At 63.1% G+C, this 18437-nt stretch carries 17 protein-coding genes and 1 tRNA gene; 9 read left to right on the forward strand and 9 right to left on the reverse strand.

From position 1 onward, the window contains the following. Positions 1-38 precede the first annotated feature (38 nt). Complete coding sequence (locus AACH55_RS08945) at positions 39-380, reverse strand: I78 family peptidase inhibitor (RefSeq protein ID WP_338719078.1); 342 nt, start codon at positions 378-380, stop codon at positions 39-41. Between the two features lie 142 nt (positions 381-522). Then, entirely contained in the window at positions 523-1476 is a 954-nt protein-coding gene (trxB, locus tag AACH55_RS08950) for a thioredoxin-disulfide reductase (protein ID WP_338719079.1), read from the reverse strand. A 390-nt stretch (positions 1477-1866) separates the two neighbouring features. Here trxB and AACH55_RS08955 point away from each other — a divergent pair, with 390 nt between their 5' ends. After that, entirely contained in the window at positions 1867-4215 is a 2349-nt protein-coding gene (locus AACH55_RS08955; RefSeq protein WP_338719080.1) for a DNA translocase FtsK 4TM domain-containing protein, read from the forward strand. 98 nt (positions 4216-4313) lie between these two features. Further along, positions 4314-5027, forward strand: a complete 714-nt coding sequence (gene lolA, locus AACH55_RS08960; RefSeq protein ID WP_338719081.1) for an outer membrane lipoprotein chaperone LolA — start codon at positions 4314-4316, stop codon at positions 5025-5027. 76 nt (positions 5028-5103) lie between these two features. Here lolA and fdxA read toward each other — a convergent pair whose 3' ends face one another. Further along, complete coding sequence (fdxA, locus tag AACH55_RS08965; protein WP_338719082.1) at positions 5104-5442, reverse strand: ferredoxin FdxA; 339 nt, start codon at positions 5440-5442, stop codon at positions 5104-5106. A 267-nt stretch (positions 5443-5709) separates the two neighbouring features. On the opposite strand from fdxA, the gene AACH55_RS08970 reads away from it, so the two are divergent. Further along, positions 5710-7014 carry a replication-associated recombination protein A gene (locus tag AACH55_RS08970; RefSeq protein WP_338719083.1) on the forward strand — a complete coding sequence of 435 codons (1305 nt, stop codon included), beginning with the start codon at positions 5710-5712 and terminating at the stop codon, positions 7012-7014. A gap of 3 nt (positions 7015-7017) precedes the next feature. On the opposite strand, the gene AACH55_RS08975 is transcribed toward AACH55_RS08970, so the two are convergent. Together AACH55_RS08975 and AACH55_RS08980 are read right to left on the reverse strand one after the other, a co-directional pair. Then, the gene (locus AACH55_RS08975; protein WP_338719084.1) at positions 7018-7506 is read right to left on the reverse strand and encodes an alanyl-tRNA editing protein; all 489 of its coding nucleotides are present in this window, start codon (positions 7504-7506) and stop codon (positions 7018-7020) included. Between the two features lie 27 nt (positions 7507-7533). Then, positions 7534-7668: a hypothetical protein gene (locus AACH55_RS08980; protein ID WP_338719085.1), complete on the reverse strand. Its 135-nt coding sequence runs from the start codon at positions 7666-7668 to the stop codon at positions 7534-7536. A gap of 97 nt (positions 7669-7765) precedes the next feature. Between AACH55_RS08980 and AACH55_RS08985 the strand changes: the two genes are divergently transcribed. After that, positions 7766-8713, forward strand: coding sequence for a LysR family transcriptional regulator (locus tag AACH55_RS08985; protein WP_338719086.1), 948 nt, complete (start codon positions 7766-7768; stop codon positions 8711-8713). Positions 8714-8721: 8 nt separating this feature from the next. Here the strand turns inward: AACH55_RS08985 and AACH55_RS08990 are convergent, their stop codons facing one another. Then, a complete protein-coding gene (locus AACH55_RS08990) occupies positions 8722-9345 on the reverse strand; it encodes an anaphase-promoting protein (protein ID WP_338719087.1) in 624 nt (207 codons plus the stop codon). A 174-nt stretch (positions 9346-9519) separates the two neighbouring features. Here AACH55_RS08990 and serS point away from each other — a divergent pair, with 174 nt between their 5' ends. Then, complete coding sequence (gene serS / locus AACH55_RS08995; protein WP_338719088.1) at positions 9520-10821, forward strand: serine--tRNA ligase; 1302 nt, start codon at positions 9520-9522, stop codon at positions 10819-10821. 112 nt (positions 10822-10933) lie between these two features. On the opposite strand, the gene AACH55_RS09000 is transcribed toward serS, so the two are convergent. Beyond that, positions 10934-12814 carry a GGDEF domain-containing protein gene (locus AACH55_RS09000; RefSeq protein WP_338719089.1) on the reverse strand — a complete coding sequence of 627 codons (1881 nt, stop codon included), beginning with the start codon at positions 12812-12814 and terminating at the stop codon, positions 10934-10936. A gap of 275 nt (positions 12815-13089) precedes the next feature. On the opposite strand from AACH55_RS09000, the gene AACH55_RS09005 reads away from it, so the two are divergent. After that, a tRNA-Ser gene (locus tag AACH55_RS09005) sits at positions 13090-13179 on the forward strand. 333 nt (positions 13180-13512) lie between these two features. Continuing rightward, positions 13513-15258 (forward strand): sensor domain-containing diguanylate cyclase, encoded by a 1746-nt coding sequence (locus tag AACH55_RS09010; RefSeq protein WP_338719090.1) that lies wholly within the window; start codon positions 13513-13515, stop codon positions 15256-15258. Between the two features lie 15 nt (positions 15259-15273). Here AACH55_RS09010 and AACH55_RS09015 read toward each other — a convergent pair whose 3' ends face one another. After that, a complete protein-coding gene (locus tag AACH55_RS09015; protein WP_338719091.1) occupies positions 15274-16296 on the reverse strand; it encodes a LacI family DNA-binding transcriptional regulator in 1023 nt (340 codons plus the stop codon). 101 nt (positions 16297-16397) lie between these two features. Then, the gene (locus AACH55_RS09020; RefSeq protein WP_338719092.1) at positions 16398-16823 is read right to left on the reverse strand and encodes a MarR family transcriptional regulator; all 426 of its coding nucleotides are present in this window, start codon (positions 16821-16823) and stop codon (positions 16398-16400) included. Positions 16824-16931: 108 nt separating this feature from the next. On the opposite strand from AACH55_RS09020, the gene AACH55_RS09025 reads away from it, so the two are divergent. Further along, complete coding sequence (locus tag AACH55_RS09025; RefSeq protein WP_338719093.1) at positions 16932-18146, forward strand: HPP family protein; 1215 nt, start codon at positions 16932-16934, stop codon at positions 18144-18146. 42 nt (positions 18147-18188) lie between these two features. After that, on the forward strand, positions 18189-18344 hold the full coding sequence (locus AACH55_RS09030) for a hypothetical protein (RefSeq protein ID WP_338719094.1): 156 nt from the start codon (positions 18189-18191) through the stop codon (positions 18342-18344). The last annotated feature ends 93 nt before the right edge of the window (positions 18345-18437 follow it).

Genomic DNA, 18437 nt, shown 5'->3' on the forward strand with positions numbered 1-18437 from the left:
TCCCTGAATGGCTACTTTAGCAGAAGCGGGCGCAGCCTTCAGCCGCAGGCGACCTGGATGATGACCAGGCCCGGATCGACGTGCAGATTCAGGCGGCGCGGGTTGAAGTCCATGGTGGCGGCGTCGCCCGGCTTGAGCACGCGGATGTCGGTCGCACCCGATTCAGCCAGGGCCTGGCGTTCGATGTAGCCGCTGTAGTTTTCGCCGATCAGGTGGTCGGCCCGCGACGCATCGCATTGGCCGCCGCCGGCCTGCGCCCCGGGCGTTTCGCGCGAAGCGCTGCAGGCGATCAGTACGGCACCCAGGCTCACGGTGGCCAGTGCTGCCTTGAGCGCGGGCGAGTGGCCGCGCGCAGGAGAGGGGGACGGATAATAGGGCACGATGCTTTCCTCGGACTTGATGATTCTTCTGGTTGGATTGCTCGAGTGAAACAAAAAAGCCGGGACGACAACTCGTCACCGGCTTTTGGAGTGCCCGTTGCGCTGCGAGTTCTCGCAGTGCAGCATTTTACAGCAATTTACTTTATTCGAGGCCTTCCAGATAGCGCTGTGCATCCAGTGCTGCCATGCAACCTGTGCCGGCGCTGGTGATGGCCTGGCGGTAGATATGGTCTTGCACGTCGCCGGCGGCGAAGACGCCATCGATGCTGGTGGCGGTGGCAAAGCCTTCGGTGCCGGTGCGGGTCTTGAGGTAGCCGTTCTGCATCTCCAGCTGGCCTTCGAAGATGCTGGTATTGGGCTTGTGGCCGATGGCGATGAACAGGCCATGCACCGGGATCTCGGTGATGGAACCGTCCTGGGTCGACTTGATCTTGATGCCGGTCACGCCGCTGTCGTCGCCGACCACTTCATCCAGGGTGGAGTGCCACTGGATGGCGATCTTGCCCTCGCTGACCTTGTGCAACAGGCGGTCGATCAGGATGGGCTCGGCGCGGAACTTGTCGCGGCGGTGCACGATGGTGACCTTGCTGGCGATGTTGGAGAGGTACAGCGCTTCTTCCACGGCAGTGTTGCCGCCGCCGACCACGGCCACTTCGCGGCCGCGATAGAAGAAACCGTCACAGGTGGCGCAGGCTGACACGCCACGGCCCATGAAGGCCTGTTCCGAAGGCAGGCCGAGATACTGGGCCGAGGCGCCGGTGGCGATGATGAGCGCGTCCGCAGTGTATTCACCGTTGTCGCCGATGAGGCGGAAGGGGCGCTCGGAAAGCCTGGTGGTGTGGATGTGATCGAAGATGATCTCGGTATTGAAGCGCTCGGCGTGCTGCAACAGGCGCTGCATCAGTTCCGGACCTTGCACGCCCAGCGGGTCGCCGGGCCAGTTCTCGACGTCGGTGGTGGTCATCAGCTGGCCGCCTTGCTCCACGCCGGTGATCAGCACCGGGTTCAGGTTGGCGCGCGCGGCATAGACGGCGGCGCTATAGCCGGCGGGGCCGGAGCCGAGAATCAGGACCTTGGCATGTTTGGGCGTGCTCATAAGCTACTCATCAAAAAAGGTTGCGGGATGGCCTCTGCAGCTTGAGGCGACTCGCGGGATTTCAATTCCCGGCCGGCGTAGACACCAGCGCGGCCAGGGCAGGGGAAGCGGTTGCGTGCGCGCAAGTTTGCGGTTTGCGGCGCTGCAAAACGGGTAAGATTATAGTCCATGCCTTCATTCGGGCTCATGGAATTACGCTATGTCGGCGATAGCCGGGAGGGGTTTGGAATAACAGTATCGCTGTTCAGAATATGAACAAAAAGACAGCACAACCAGAACGATAGCGGCCCATGACGGTCAGTGCAGCGGGTTTCCCGCCGCCCTGCGCAAAACCGCGAAGCGCCAATGCAATGCCGTTACAATGACGGCGTATTTTTTTGTACGGAAGTTATGTCCAAGACGAGTCAAGCCCACATTCGCACCACCAAGACACCGGCGCCTCCCATGCCCAACCGTCTGGTGCGGCTGTTATCGGAGGCGCGCTGGCTGGCGCTGGCGGCCTTGCTGGCCTATCTGGCGCTGATCCTGCTGAGTTATGCCAAGACCGATCCCGGCTGGTCGGTGGCCAGCTCGGTGCCGCACGTGGGCAACTGGGGCGGCCGCGTCGGCGCCTGGACGGCCGACCTGCTGCTCTACATCTTCGGCCTGTCGGCCTGGTGGTGGTGCGTCTTGCTGGGCCGCTCGGTGTGGACCGGTTATCGGCGCCTGTCCAACCGTTTCCTGGTGGCCCAGCCGGTGGAGCCGGAACACCAGCAGGAACCGCTCATCCGCGCGGTCGGCTTCGTCTTCATGCTCACCGGCAGCATGGGCATCGAATTCACCCGCATGCATCGCTTCGCACCCAGGCTGCCGCATTCTTCCGGTGGCGTGCTGGGCGAAATGATCGGCTCGGCCATGCAGCCGACCTTCGGCTTCACGGGCTCTACGCTCTTGCTGTTGCTGCTCTTCGGGCTGGGCTTCTCGCTGCTGTTCCAGGTGTCCTGGCTGGCGGCGGTGGAGCGCATTGGCGGCCTGATCGAGGATGGCCTCTTCGCCGTGCGCGACTTCTTCGCTGCCCGTGCCGACCGCCGCGCCGGCCAGGAAGCCGCCGTCAAGCGCGAGGAAAGCGTGGTGCAGGAGCGCGCCAAGATCGTGGAAGCCCCGCCGATCCGCATCGAACCGCAGATCGTGGAGGTGCAGAAATCGGACCGCGTGCAGAAGGAGAAGCAGACCAGCCTCTTCGATGACCTCAATAGCGAACTGCCGCCGCTGTCGCTGCTGGATGAGGCCCCGCCTGCGCAGCAGACGGTCTCGGTGGAAACCCTGGAATTCACCAGCCGCCTGATCGAAAAGAAGCTGGCCGACTTCGGTGTCGAAGTCAAGGTGGTGGCGGCCTATCCCGGCCCGGTGATCACCCGCTACGAGATCGAACCGGCCACGGGTGTGAAGGGCAGCCAGATCGTCAACCTGGCGCGCGACCTGGCGCGTTCGCTGTCGCTGACGTCGATTCGCGTGGTGGAAGTCATCCAGGGCAAGAATTTCATGGGCCTGGAGCTGCCCAATCCCAAGCGCCAGATCGTGCGCCTGACCGAGATCCTTGGTTCCAAGGTGTACAACGACAGCCATTCCAGCCTGACCGTGGCGCTGGGCAAGGACATCGCCGGCAATCCGGTGGTGGCCGACCTGGCCAAGATGCCGCACTTGCTGGTGGCCGGTACCACCGGCTCGGGCAAGTCGGTGGGCATCAATGCCACCATCCTGTCGCTGCTCTACAAGTCTTCGCCGCGCCAGGTGCGCCTGATCCTGATCGATCCCAAGATGCTGGAACTGTCGATCTATGAAGGCATTCCGCACCTGCTGGCGCCGGTGGTGACCGACATGCGCCAGGCCGGCCACGCCCTGAACTGGGCAGTGGAAGAGATGGAGCGCCGCTACAAGAAGATGTCCAAGCTGGGCGTGCGCAACCTGGCCGGCTACAACCAGAAGATCATCGACGCCGAGAAGCGTGGCGAGAAGATCCCCAATCCCTTCAGCCTCACCCCGGATGCGCCGGAGCCACTGGAGCAGCTGGAAACCATCGTCATCATCATCGACGAACTGGCCGACCTGATGATGGTGGTGGGCAAGAAGGTCGAAGAACTGATCGCCCGTATCGCCCAGAAGGCGCGCGCGGCCGGCATCCACCTGATCCTGGCTACGCAGCGTCCTTCGGTGGATGTCATCACCGGCCTGATCAAGGCCAACGTGCCTACGCGTATCGCCTTCCAGGTGTCGTCCAAGATCGACTCGCGCACCATCCTTGACCAGATGGGCGCCGAAACCCTGCTGGGCATGGGTGACATGCTCTACAACCCGCCCGGCACGGCCTTGCCGGTGCGCGTGCACGGCGCCTTCGTGTCGGATGACGAAGTGCACCGCGTGGTGGAACACCTGAAATCCCAGGGGGAACCGAATTACATCGAGGGCATCCTAGAGGGAGGCGTGCTGGAGGACGCCGACGGTGGCGGTGGCAGTGGCAGCGGTGCTGCGGCCGGTGCCGGTGGCGGCGAAGGCGACGAGATGTACGACCAGGCCGTGGCCGTGGTCCTGAAACATCGCCGGGCCTCGATCTCGCTGGTGCAGCGTCACCTGCGCATCGGCTACAACCGCGCCGCGCGCCTTTTGGAGCAGATGGAGCAAAGTGGCCTGGTCTCCACCATGCAATCCAATGGCAACCGTGAAATCCTGGTGCCGGCAGGTGCCGGCGATGCGGCTGAATAAGCGGTCTTCCCTCCTCATCAACCTGCCCTGAAGGCCGGCCACCATCGTGCCGGCCGCCACCTTGCCGGTGGCGTCAAGTCAAGAAGGAATCAAACAACATGGACAATTCCAGAAACGCTTTCCGCTCGCGCCCTGCGCAAGCCCGTACGTTCAAGCTGCGCCGCCTGATGATGGCAGCAGGTCTTTCCGCTCTGGCCGTGGCCGGTGCCATCGCCATCACCGCGCTGACCCCGGGCCGCGCTTCGGCCGCCGCGCTGGACCAGTTCAAGCAGTTCGTCAGCAGCACGCAGTCGGCCAAGGGTACGTTCACCCAGCGCATGGTGCGGGTGGAGAATGGCACGTCCAAGGTGGTCAACACGTCCAGCGGCAGCTTTGTGTTTTCGCGTCCCGGCAAATTCATCTGGACCTACCAGAAGCCTTATGAGCAGGTGATTCAGGCCGATGGGGAAAAACTCTTCATCTACGACAAGGATCTCAACCAGGTCACCACCAAGAAACTGGGCAATGCGCTGGGCTCTTCGCCGGCGGCCATCCTCTTCGGCAGCAACGATCTGGAAAAAAACTTCACACTCAAGGAAGCCGGCACCAAGGATGGTCTGGAATGGCTGCAAGCCGTACCCAAGAGCAAGGACACGACCTTTGACAACATCGGCATCGGCCTGAAGAATGGCACGCCGGTGGCTATGGAACTGCATGATTCCTTTGGTCAGGTCTCGGTACTGAGCTTCGACAGCTTCGAGAAGAATCCGCCGTTGAAGGGCAACAGCTTCAACTTCACGGTGCCGAAGGGTGCCGACGTGTTCGAGAACTGATCGGCTTTCGCCTCACATGAAAACAGCCCCGCAGGCTTGCGCTTGCGGGGCTGTTTTCATGTGAGGCGCGTGCGTTTCAGGGCTCGGGCATCTGCAGCAGGGGCAGCTTGTCGGTAACATCCTTCCACTGCGCATGATCGGGCAGGGGCGGCTGGGCCTTGGTGATGGGCCTCCAGCCCGGCATCTTGGCCAGACGGGCGTTGAGGTCCTCGAAATGGGCCAGCGCGGCGGGCAGGTCGGTGGCGTTGTAGATGGCGCCGACCGGGCATTCCGGCACGCACATGGAGCAGTCGATGCAGCCGTCCGGATCGATGGCCAGGAAATTCGGGCCTTCCACGAAGCAGTCCATGGGGCAGACGCTGACGCAATCGGTGTACTTGCACTGGATACAGGAATCGGTGACGACGAAGGGCATGGAAAGCAGAGGAAAGGGCAGGGAAAAGGGCGATATGAAGAAAAACGCGCAGGCCGCATTTTAACCTCTGCGGCGGATGGCCGCCGGCGCAGCCCTTCATCGCGCAATCGCCCTCGCGCCGGCCTGCTGCGTTAGACTACGGCCTTTGGTGAACGCGCCTTGCAATCCGGCGCTGCGCCCGCATCCTGATGACTATGAACTTTATTTCCCTGGCCGCCATGCAGCGGTCCTTCTTCTCCGATCTTGCTGATGTGCAGGAGGCGGCGCATGGCTGACCTGTTCGCGCAAGAACCCGCCGCGCCGCTGGCTGAGGCGCTGCGTCCCAAGACGCTCGATGAGGTCATCGGGCAGTCGCATCTGTTGGGCGAAGGCAAGCCCTTGCGGCTGGCCTTTCAGTCGGGCAAGCCGCATTCGATGATCTTCTGGGGGCCGCCCGGCGTGGGCAAGACCACGCTGGCGCGGCTGACCGCGACGGCTTTCGACTGCGAATTCATTGCGCTCTCGGCGGTGTTTTCGGGCGTGAAGGATATCCGCGCGGCCATGGAGCAGGCCGAGCAGAATCTGGCGATGGGCAAGCACACGATTCTGTTCGTGGATGAGATTCACCGCTTCAACAAGTCGCAGCAGGATGCGCTGTTGCCCTATGCAGAAAGCGGGCTGGTGACCTTCATCGGTGCCACCACTGAGAACCCTTCCTTCGAGGTCAATTCGGCGCTGTTGTCGCGTGCGCAGGTGTACGTGTTGAAGTCGCTCACTGATGAGGAGCTCAAGCAGCTGCTCAAGCGTGCGCAAGAGAAGGCGCTGGGCGACCTGCAATTCGACGCACAGGCTACGGACACCATCATCGGCTATGCCGATGGCGACGCCCGCCGCTTCCTCAATCTGCTGGAGCAGACCCAGACGGCCGCACGCACTACCGGCACGCCACTGGTCACGGCCGAATTCCTGCAGAATGCGCTGACGCTCAACAGCCGCCGTTTCGACAAGGGCGGCGACAATTTCTACGACCAGATTTCAGCGCTGCACAAGTCGGTGCGCGGTTCGCACCCGGATGCCGCGTTGTACTGGTTGACGCGCATGCTCGACGGCGGTGCCGATCCGCGCTACCTGTCGCGGCGCATCGTGCGCATGGCCTGGGAAGACATCGGCCTGGCTGACCCGCGCGCCATGCAGATCGCCAATGATGCCGCGCTGACCTATGAACGGCTGGGCAGCCCTGAAGGCGAACTGGCGCTGGGGCAGGCGGTGATCTATCTTGCGGTGGCGGCCAAGAGCAATGCCGGCTACAACGCGTATAACGCGGCGCGTGCTTTCGTGAAGCAGGACAAGAGCCGCGAAGTGCCGGTGCATCTGCGCAATGCGCCGACCAAGCTGATGAAGGAATTGGGCTACGGGCATGAATACCGGTATGCCCATGATGAGCCCAATGCGTATGCGGCGGGGGAGACTTATCTGCCCGACGGTATTGCCGAGCCCGGCTGGTATCAGCCGGTGCCGCGGGGCTTGGAGATCAAGATCGGTGAGAAGCTCAATACGCTGCGGCAGTGGGATGAAGAAGCGCGCAAGCAATAGTGTTCAGGCGAAGACGTCATACCGAACCAAGGCCTCCCCCTTCTTGACCCGCACTGATTCGATCCGGATCTGCCCGATCTCCCCCAGTGCCTCCACATGCGTGCCGCCACAAGGATAGGCGGGTAGATCGCCAAATCCGATCTGCCGCAAGCCGTTTTCCATGGCCATCACACAGGGCAGATCCTGCGCCAGCAAGTCATTGCAGCGGCGCTCCAGTTCTGCCGGCACCAGTTCCTGCGCCGCGCCATCAGCCCCATCAGCCGCGGCAGCCACGCCCACTACGCGCGCTTCTCCCGGCCAGTGATGGGCCTTGGTCGGCTTCCATCCCCGTTCCGCCATCACTTGCCCGATCACATGGCCTGCCGAATGCAGGCGCGCATGCAACCGGCGCGGCCCGGCGTCGACGGTCGCCACGGCCGGGCCCGGCGCGATGGGGGCTGCGGTGTAATGGACGATGCCTTCACTTTCGCTGACCACACGCTGCACTTCCACGTCACCGATCCAGCCGGTATCACTGGGCTAGCCGCCGCCCTGCGGATGAAAGGGCGTGGCCGACAGGCGCACGGCGTAGCGGCCATCGTCCTGCGGGGTGCAGTCCTGCACGTGGATGTCGGCGCGCAGGGCGCGGTCGGTCAGGTAGAGGCGTTCGGTCATGGCTAGGCTTTCAATGTGGCTTGCGGCGAGTGTCGTGCATTGTATCGGCCGGACCAAGTTGCGATAATCCGGCACCGACGCAAAGGATCTTTGCACCATGAGCACAAATCAAAGCATCGCTCTGTTGAACGAAATGGCTGTCTTCGCCAAGGTGGTCGAGACCGGCAGCTTCTCGGAAGCCGCCCGCCAGCTGGGCGCCACGCCCTCGGCCATCAGCCGCGCCGTCGCCCGCCTGGAAAAAGCCCTCGGCACGCAACTGCTGCAGCGGACCACCCGCAAGCTGCGCCTGAGCGAAAGCGGCGAAGAGATCCACGCCCGCTGCCGCGACATGCTCAGCGCCGCGCAAGCCGTGCTGTCGGTGTCCGGCGCTTTCGATACCGAACCGCAAGGGCAGGTGCGCGTGAGCGTGCCCAAGGCGGTCGGACATGCGCTGGTCCACCCGCATATGCCGGATTTCCTGGCCGCGCATCCGAGGGTGGACGTGCTGCTGCGGCTGGAAGACCGCTACATGGACCTCATCGACGACCAGGTGGACCTGGCCATCCGCATCACCGACCAGCCGCCGCTCGGGCTGATGGGGCGGCGTCTGATGCGCATCGATCACCTGCTGTGCGCCACGCCGCATTACCTGGCCAGCCACGGTACGCCTGCCCAGCCCCAGGCCCTGAAGGAACACAGCTGCATCTACCTGGGTGAATCACCGGCAGATGCACGCTGGCGCTTTCGCCGCCAGGGCAAATCGGTCAACGTCGAGGTGCGGGGAAGGTATGCGGCCAACCATACCGGCGTGCGGCTGGACGCGGCGCTGCGGCATCTGGGGATTGCCAGCCTGCCGTATTTCATCGCCAGGCCGGCGCTGGAGCAGGGGAGTCTGGTGCAGGTGCTGCCGCAGTGGAGTTTCAGGACACGTTATTGCGGCGACTTGTGGGCGCTGTATCCGGCCACGCGTCACCTGCCGCCGCGCCTGAGTGCTTTCGTCCAGTTCCTGGCGCAGCGGCTGGCAGAGGAACCGGTATTGGCAGGAAGCGGCAAGTCGCCGCACTGAGGCGGGCCTCAGGCGGCCGGGCGGTGCCAGACGTGGAAACTGCCTTCCATGGCGGACATGGCGGCGATCACGGTCTCATAGCTCTTGTCATCGTCATAGCCGGGCAGGCGCGTCTTCATGGCCTCCATCAGCGCTTCCAGGCCATCGGCATCGTTGGGAATCAACACGCCTTTGTGATCTTCGCCGCTCTTGCCGGCCAGAATCCATTGCGGTTGCGGCAGGGCATCCTCGCTGATGCGGATGGTCACGTCGTCCACCTCACGCCAGGCAATGCCCTCGCGCCTGGCGCCGCGCACGATGGTGCGGATTTCTTCTTCATCGAATTCGACGCTGATCTTGCGTGCCTGCTGTGCGGCCACGCGCGTGGGGGACAGCTCGGCGGCACCCGGCGCCTGCACCTTCCAGCCGGTCTTGCGCTCCTTGGGCGGGACCAGGCGGTTCTTGATCTGCTGGCCGAAGGCGAAGGCGGCGCCGAAGGAGAGGCCGGCGATCAGTCCATAGAACAGGCTGGCGTCGTTGGACATGTAGTGGATGCCGGCCCAGAGCCCGATGGCAAGGGCGGCCACCAGGCCCAGCAGGGAAAACAGGACAGGGACTTCGCGCGGCGGACGGGGATCGGGCTGGACGGACATGGGCAAACGGGTCTCAAGAGGGAGGCAATGGGCGGCATGGTAACCCGCATGGACGGTGGCCGCTACCGCTGCCGTGGCATTTTATTGCGGCGCGGCCGCACGGGAAGCCCGTAGCGGGTGCGCGACTTGGTACAATCGCGGTTTCGAGCATCAACCCTATCGTAATTTCTTCCCATGATCGACATTCAACTCCTCCGTAAAGACATCGAGAACGTCGCAGCCCGCCTGGCGGCCCGCAAGTTCGTCCTGGACGTGGCCGGCTTCAATGCGCTGGAAGCCGAGCGCAAGCAGATCCAGACCCGTACCGAAGAACTGCAGGGCAAGCGCAATACGCTGTCCAAGCAGATCGGCATGCTCAAGGGCAAAGGTGAGGACGCTTCTGCCGTCATGGCCGAGGTCAACGGCATCGGCGACGAGTTGAAGGCTTCCGCTACCCGTCTGGAAGAGGTGCAGCAGCAGATGACCCTGTTCCTGCAGGCCGTGCCCAACCTGCCGCACGAATCCGTGCCGGCCGGCAATGACGAAAGCGGCAACGTCGAGCTGCGCAAGGTTGGTACGCCCCGCAGCTTCGACTTCGAGATCAAGGATCACGTCGACGTCGGCGCGCCGCTGGGCCTGGACTTCGATACCGCGACCAAGCTGACCGGCTCGCGCTTCGCCGTCCTGAAGGGCGGCATCGCCCGCCTGCACCGCGCGCTGGCGCAGTTCATGCTCAACACCCACACGATGGAGCATGGCTATACCGAGTGTTACACCCCCTACATCGTCAATGCCGACAGCCTGCGCGGCACCGGCCAGCTGCCCAAGTTCGAGGCCGACCTGTTCGCAGCCAGGAAGGGTGGCCAGGAAGGCGAGGCCGAGAACGCCGCGCTGTACCTGATCCCCACGGCCGAAGTGCCGCTGACCAACTTCGTGCGGGATGAAATCGTCGCAGGCGATGCCCTGCCGATGAAATTTACGGCTCACTCGCCATGCTTCCGCTCGGAAGCTGGTTCCTATGGCCGCGACACCCGCGGCATGATCCGCCAGCACCAGTTCGACAAGGTGGAAATGGTGCAGATCGTCCATCCCGAGAAGTCCTACGAAGCCCTGGAGGAGATGCTGGGCCACGCGGAGACCATCTTGAAGAAGCTCGGCCTGCCGTATCGCGTCATCACCCTGTGCACCGGCGACATGGGCTTTGGCGCGGCCAAGACCTATGACATCGAAGTCTGGTTGCCGGCGCAGAATACCTATCGTGAAATCTCGTCGGTCTCCAACTGCGAAGCCTTCCAGGCGCGCCGCATGCAGGCCCGCTTCCGCAATGCCCAGGGCAAGCCGGAACTGCTGCATACCCTGAACGGTTCCGGCCTGGCGGTGGGCCGCACCCTGGTGGCCGTACTGGAAAACTACCAGCAGGCCGATGGCAGCGTGGACATCCCCGAGGTGCTGCAGCCCTACATGGGCGGCGTGACCAGGCTGGTGCCGGGCGCCTGATTCATTTTTCGGGCTTCTGATATGAAGAACGGCTGTCTCGCAAGAGGCAGCCGTTTTTTTATCGTCGCAGCAAGGGGGGAAGGGCGCGAAAACGTTTTCCTGGTGGCGCTGGCTAAACGTCCTTGAGGGCCCAGGAGAAGGTGGTCGGGATGCGGCGCTCGATGAAGAGGCTGTTGCCTTGGATCTTCTTGGCTTCCTTCTTGGCGCGGGTGGCGGCCGAGGCGATCTGGTGCGGCGACGAGTATTGCGAAGGTTCGATCCTCACCGAGCCCAGCGACAGCGACACCAGCCGGTGAAATATCCGGTTGCCCTGGCGATCCTCGGTGTAGTAGCCGCCGCGCTGGACGTCTTCGTCGTAGTAGAGCGCGCGCGTTTCCGCCTCGAACTGCTCGAGGATGCTGCGGCAGCGTTTTTCCCAGTCTTCGCTCTGGAACATGATGAGGAAATCATCCCCGCCGATGTGGCCGATGAAGTCCAGGTTGGGATCGCAGGCCTGCTGCAGCACGCGGCCGGTGGTCTGGATCATGTCATCGCCCTTGCGGTAGCCGTAGACATCGTTGAAGGGCTTGAACTGGTCCAGGTCGCAATAGCAGATGCAGAATTCCACGCCGCTTTGCAGCAGGTATTCGATGTGATCGTTGATGGGCACGTTGCCCGGCAACTGCGTCAGCGGATTGGCGTGGCGGGCGGCGTCGATCTGCATCTGCGTGATTTCGCGCAGCAGATCGTGGCCGGTGCCCAGCCCCATGTACTGGCCCCGGTCGGTGATGATGAAGCCGTTGGACAGGTGATGCGACTCGGCATGCACCAGCAGGTTGGAGAGATCCTGCAGGCTGGTGTCCTGTTCGGTCAGGATAGGATTGGGGTCCATGAAGAAGGCGCAGGACTTCTTGCCATACAGCTCGCGTCCATACAGACGGGCGAAGCGCTCCACCATGCTGTAGCGGTTGATGAGTCCGATCGGCAGGCCATTGCTGACCACCGGCAGCGCCTGCAACTGCGGATCGTTGACGAACATGTCGTAGGCAGCATCATTGGTCACTTCCGGGCTGACGTACTGGGTCTCGCGCAGCAGCTTGGCGACGGTGGCGCTGCGCTTGCCCGGGCCATACTTGTTGGCCGACAGCGGCACCTTGTCGCGGCGCAGGGTCTTGCTGACATCCTCCGAGATCGAGACCGGCGGCTCCGGCAGCGGGCGCGAGATGTGGTAGCCCTGGCCGCAGGCAATACCGAGGTCGCGGATGGTCAGCAGCTCCGCCTGCGATTCGATGCCTTCGGCGATGACGATGGAGCCGGACTTCTCGGCAATCTCCTGGATCGAGCGCACGAACTGCAGCTTCATGGGGTCATGGTTGATCCCTTGCACGAAGTGCATGTCCACCTTGACGTATTCCGGTTGCAGCTCCGACCACAGGCGCAGGCTGGAGAAGCCTTCGCCGAGGTCGTCGATGGCGATCTGGAAGCCCATGTCGCGGTAATGCATAGCCGCATTGCGCAACTGCGCATAGTCGTAGGTGGGCTCGTTCTCGGTCAGCTCGATGATGATGCGTTGCGGATTGACTCCCAGCTTTTCCAGGTAGCGCAGGGTCTCTCCCTGAATCGCCTCGGGCTGCATGAGCGCACCCGGCGAGACGTTCAGGAACAGGTTGCCCTGCAAGCCCAACTGGGCAAAGCGGGTCAGCACGATGTGGCGGCACAGGTATTCCATCTGCACCGACAGGTTGTGCGCGCGCGCCACTTTGAACAGCGCCAGCGGCGAATGCAGCGGGGTATTGGACGGGCCGCGGATCAAACCTTCATATCCCACGATTTCCCCGTTGCGCATGCGCACGATGGGCTGGAACAGCGCCGACAGCTTGCGTTGGGCAATGATCTCGTGCAGCAATGACAACATCGGATCGTCGACGCCACGCAGGGCCGCTCCCGAGGCGCGGGCGATCAGGTCGACGGCTTCGGCGCCGAGCGGGAAGGAAGTGCTGGAAAGGGGAGCCATCTGGCTGAATCCGGAGTTGATAGGTCCAAAGGACGGCTAAGCATCAGAAAATAGTTTACGGATGCTAGAAGTGATTTATGACAAGATGATGATAAGCAATTCAGCTTTTTGTTTTTATAGATGAAGTATGCTTCCGCTAGTACGTCTTCTGCCAGAAGCAATGGCGATCAGATAATTTTCTGGAAGTTTTTTTAAAAAATAGTTCCCTTCTGAAAATAGTTCTGCTATAGTCGCTGTCTTTGCTGCACCACGCAGTGAAACGACCGAAGTTAACCGGAGAGGTGGCAGAGTGGTCGAATGTACCTGACTCGAAATCAGGCGTACGGTTTCCCGTACCGTGGGTTCGAATCCCACCCTCTCCGCCAGTTGGCTCACATGTTGTAGAAGTTGTAGAGATAAGGCTCTGATTTTGTCAGGGCCTTATTTTTTTGTCCGTCGGTTCCGCGCTGGAGGGAGTGCGAGTTGCGGGCAGGCAGTTTTTGGCCGCCAGGTGTTTTTCGAGGGGGAGAACACCGGGTTCGCGCCAGGCCCATCCCGGACTACGGGAGGGGGGGGGGCTTCCAGTGTCGCGGCGTTGCTGCGATGCCTGGGCCAAATTTTCTTCCCGCTCAAGAAGTCGCCGTGCTGTGCCGGACTGCGGCTTGTTATATTCGTCTCATGCATGTGCATTTGCGTTTGATTTCCTTGGCGGGATTGTCATGTCCTTGAATCGTCTGTTCCGGTTTATCTCCATCGCCTTGCTGATGCTGTTTCTGGCATTTGCGGTGGCGTTGGTCTGGACGGAATGGAATACCTATCACCATGGTGCCAACAGTGTGCCGGCCTTGCGCAGGTTGCGCCTGGCGTTGCTGGCCATGGAAAAGATTTCCGCCGAGCGCGCTCCGGCCAATGCGGCCATAGCCAGTGGTGTGCCGCTGCCGGCTGAACTGCAGGGCAGACTGGCCGCTGCCCGAAGCGAGAGCGATGCAGCGCTGGCGCAACTGCATGCGGCGCTGGAAGCCAGTCCGCAGCTGCGCCAGTCGTGGGCCATGGACAAGGTGCGCCTGGTGGAGGAAGGCCTGGGCCCGGCGCGCGCCAACCTTGATCGGGTGGCGGCCCTGGCGCCGGAGGATCGCAGGGACGTGCTGGTGGCGTCGGCGGTGTCCCGCATGGTGGATCTGATGCCGCCGATGCTGCGGGTGATGACCGAGCTGGGCAACGAGGTGGACCGGGCCGATCCCTTGCTGCGGGATGGGCTGTCGGCGGTGCGCGGCGTGGCTACGCTGCGCGAATATGCGGGTCAGCTCGGCTCGCGCTTCGTGGCGCCCATGATCGCGCATCGCCAGTTGACCCAGGATGAGGTGATCGAAATCGGCCGCCTCTACGGTCGCATCGAACTGCTGCGCGTGTTCGTCAATACGCAGTTGTCCAGCTACAGCAGCCGGCCCGACATTGCGGCAGCCCAGGAGCGGGTGGGGAAGGAATACTTCGATAGCGGCTTCCAGTTCCTGGATTTCCTGCTGCAGATGGGCTTGAAGTCGGGCGACTATGGCGCCATGCCCAATGATCTCTTCAAGTTCTACGTGCCCCAGCTGGCCCCGCTTACCGACCTGCGCGACCTGCTGCTGAGCGATCTTCAGAGGCAGGCCGAGCGCCACAATACCCGCGCCCGCAATCTGCTGATTCTGGTGGTGAGTCTGACCCTGCTGGCCTGCCTGTTCTTCCAGTTGCTGGTGGTGTTGATCGGCCGGCGCGTGGTCCGGCCCCTGGTAGAGGCGACCGATCTGGTCGCGGGGTTGGTGGAAGGCAGGCTGGAACAGGAGATTCCCGAGGCCCGCCATCAGGATGAAATCGGTGCCATGATGCGGGCCTTGCACGTGCTCAAGCAGCGCATGGTCGAGCGCAACAGCCTGGCCAGGGAGCGCGAAGCTCTGATCACGCAGTTGCAGGCTTCCTCCAACACGGATTTCCTCACGGGGGTGCTGAACCGGCGCGCCTTCTACGCCCATGCCGAGCAGCAGCTGGGCATGGCCGAGCGCTATGGACGGGGATTGTCGGTCGTGCTGTTCGACATCGATCACTTCAAGCGCATCAACGACAGCCATGGTCACCAGGCCGGGGACGCCATCCTGATCGGCGTGGCACAGTGCGTGGCGCAACTGCTGCGCAAGGTGGATGTGCTGGCGCGCTATGGCGGCGAGGAATTCGTCATCCTGCTGCCCGAGTCCGACCTGGCGCAGGCCGGGGCGGTGGCCGACAAGCTCTGCGCGGCGCTGGCCGAGCGTGTCTTCGAGACTGAGTGCGATCGCCAGATCAGGGTGACGGCCAGTTTCGGCGTGGCCACCCACGTGGCAGGCGAGGCGCTGGACAAGCTGACCCGGCGCGCCGACGTGGCGCTCTATCGTGCCAAGCGGCTGGGGCGCAATCGTGTCGTACTGGCCGGGGATGCGCTGGAGGAGCCCTGAGCCGGTGCAGCCGGTTCAGGCGCTGTCGCGTTCCAAAATGCAATAGCCGAGGTCGCACAGCGGCTCGGATACCGCCTGTCCATCGAAACGGGTGAGCAGCATCTCGGCCGCCGTCACGCCGATCTCGTGCGCGCTGATCTGCACCGTGGTCAGGGCGGGCAGCACTTCGGTGGCAATTTCCAGATTGGCGAAACCGGCCAGTGCCATGCGCTGCGGCACGGCGATGCCGCGTCGCGCACATTCGAGGGCGGCGCCGGCGGCCATGACGTCATTACTGAAGAAGGCGGCCTCGATGGCCGGCTGCAGCGCCAGGAGCCGGCACAGGGTCTCGCGCCCGGCCTGCAGGAAGCTGCCCACCGGGACCACCAGATGCACCGGCTCGGGTGCGCCCTGGGCCAGCAAGGCATCGCGCATGCCGGCAAAGCGCGCCAGTGCGCGCGGGTCCTCGCCGCCCACGAAGGCCATGCGGCGATAGCCCTTGCGTACCAGATAATCCCCCATGGCGTGCCCGGCGGCATGGTTATTGAAGCCCACCAGCATATCGATGGGCTGCGTGCTCAAGTCCCAGGTTTCCACCACCGGAATGCCGGCCGCTTTCAGGCGCTGGCGCGTGCGGGCCGAGTGCTGCACGCCGGTCAAGACCAGGCCATCCACGCGACGGCCGATGAAGGCTTCCACCAGGCCGGTTTCCGCCTCTTCCGAATAATTGGTCTGCCCCAGCAGCAACTGGTAACCCTGCAGGCTCAACTGCTCGGACAGGCCGCGCACGGTTTCGGCAAAGATCGAATGGCTGATGGTGGGGACGATGGCCGCAACGATGCGGGTACGGCGCGAGGCCAGGCCGCCGGCCAGCATGTTGGGAATGTAGCCCATGCTGCTGATGAAGGCTTCAACCCGCTCGCGCGTGGCAGGGGCGACTTTTTCAGGCGTATTGATCACCCGCGACACTGTGATGTGCGAGACCCCGGCGGCGCGTGCCACGTCTTCCTTGGTAATGGCGCGGGCGAGCGGGGCGGCAGGATCGGTTTTGCGGGTCATGGGGGGGCGGGTGATGGCAAGTTGTCGCAAGCATAACAGCTGCTTGCTTTCGCCGGGCTTTCGGCGATCCGAAAGCCCGGTTTCGACAGGGATGCGCCGGTTCAGTCGCGGTCGTTGAAGGCCGAGATGTGCGAGACCTGGAACACCCCCGACAGCGAGTGCAATTCATTGCGATGCAATTGCGCCAGGCGGTGCAGGTATTGTTCTCCCAGTTCGGTCAGGCGCACCTGAACCAGGCGCTTGTCGCGGTCATCCGGCCGGCGGACCACCAGGCCGGCCTTCACGCAGCGCGTCACCAGCGCCACCACACCATGATGCTGGGCTTGCAGGCGTTCGGCCAGCTCGCTGATGCTGGCCCAGTCGCGGCCGGGATAGCCCTTGATGTGCAGCATGAGCAGGTATTGCAGGGGCGTGAGGCCTTCACTCTGCGCCGCCTCTTCCGAAAAACGCAGGAAACGGCGCAACTGGTAGCGAAATTCCGACAAGGCCTCGAAATCGTCCTTTTGCAGGCGGGGCGCGGCGTTCATTGGAACGACCCTGCGTGGTGAAAGGAAAGGAAGAGCGGCAAACAGGACATATGTATCATCTTGTGATGTAATTGAGGCTTTGGTGAGAACCGTCTTCTCGGAACGGATATGCCCGATTCTATCTTGCTGTGGTTAAAAAGTTTTGTTCCTGCCAAGACCAATGTGGATCGTTTCGAGCGCATGCGCGCTTGCGCCGGGAGTCTGTTCGGTATTCTGCTGGTGGGGCTCATCAGTTACGCGCTGCTGCCGCATGAAGCGCGCACCATCTGGCTGATCGCGCCCATGGGGGCGTCGGCGGTGCTGCTGTTTGCGGTGCCGTCCAGCCCTTTGGCCCAGCCCTGGTCCATCATCGGCGGCAACCTGTGCGCGGCGTTGATTGGCGTGAGTTGCGCGAAGCTGGTGCAGGAGCCGGCCCTGTCGGCGGCGCTGGCCATTTCGCTGGCCATCGGCGCCATGTTCCTGCTGCGTTGCATTCATCCGCCCAGCGGGGCAGTGGCCTTGACGGCGGTGCTGGGCGGGCCGGTGGTGCATGAGATGGGCTATGCCTTCGTGCTTTCGCCGGTGCTGCTCAATTCGCTGCTGTTGCTGGCGGCAGCGCTGTTCTACAACAACGCCACCGGGCGCCGCTATCCGCACGCCCAGCAAAGCGCCTCGCCGCATCCGCACCAGACCCGGGATGAATTGCCGATCACGCGGTTGGGGTTTTCACATGAAGATCTGGATGAGGTCCTGAAGAATTTCAACCAGGTGCTCGACATCGGCCGCGACGATCTGGAGGAAATCTTCCTGCAGACCGAAATGCGCGCCTATCACCGCCGCTTCGGTCAGACGCTCTGTGCGGCCGTGATGTCGCGCGACGTGGTGGCGGTCGAATTCGCCACCGGCCTGGACGAGGCCTGGCGCCTGCTGCGGCAGCACCGCCTGCGGGCCTTGCCGGTGATTGATCGTGGCCGGCACGTCATCGGCATCGTCAGCCGCAGTGACTTCCTCGAGCATGCCGGGGTGGAGGTGCACACCGGCCTGGCAGCGCAGTTGCGGCGGCTGTTGCACCGGGTGCCTTTCACGCATTCGGACAAGCCTGAAGTGGTCGGCCAGATCATGAGCCGGCCCGTCGTCACCGCCCAGGTCGATACGCCGGTGCTGGCGCTGGTGCCGCGCATGGCGGACGGGCTGCATCAGATTCCCGTGGTGCAGGCCGATGGCAAGCTGGCCGGCATGTTGACGCAATCGGACATGATTGCCGCGCTTTATGAGAAGAACCTTGCTACCGCACGCGCCGTCCCGGCAATGGTGGCGCAACAGGGCTTGCGTAGCGCCGCCTGATGGGCTTGACAGCCGGGCAGGTCGGGCGGAAGGTGGCATTTTATGCAAGACAATTCATTCATGGGGGCGGCGATGAGAACGAATGCGCTGATTTTGCTGATGTCTGCACTGCTGCTGTTGCAAGCCTGCGAGCGCAAAGGCGGCAATCCGCCGAAGCCGGTGACCTCCGCACTGCAGACCCCTCTGCGGATGGGATGAATGTGGGGAGAGGGAAGGGGAAGAAGAGGGAGAAGAGGAGCGGCTGAGCGGGCCTGTGGCGCCGTTCGGACGAAAGATATGAGCGGCGTGAAT

Origin of the sequence: Herbaspirillum sp. DW155 (assembly GCF_037076565.1) — a bacterium.
Lineage (GTDB): Bacteria > Pseudomonadota > Gammaproteobacteria > Burkholderiales > Burkholderiaceae_D > Herbaspirillum.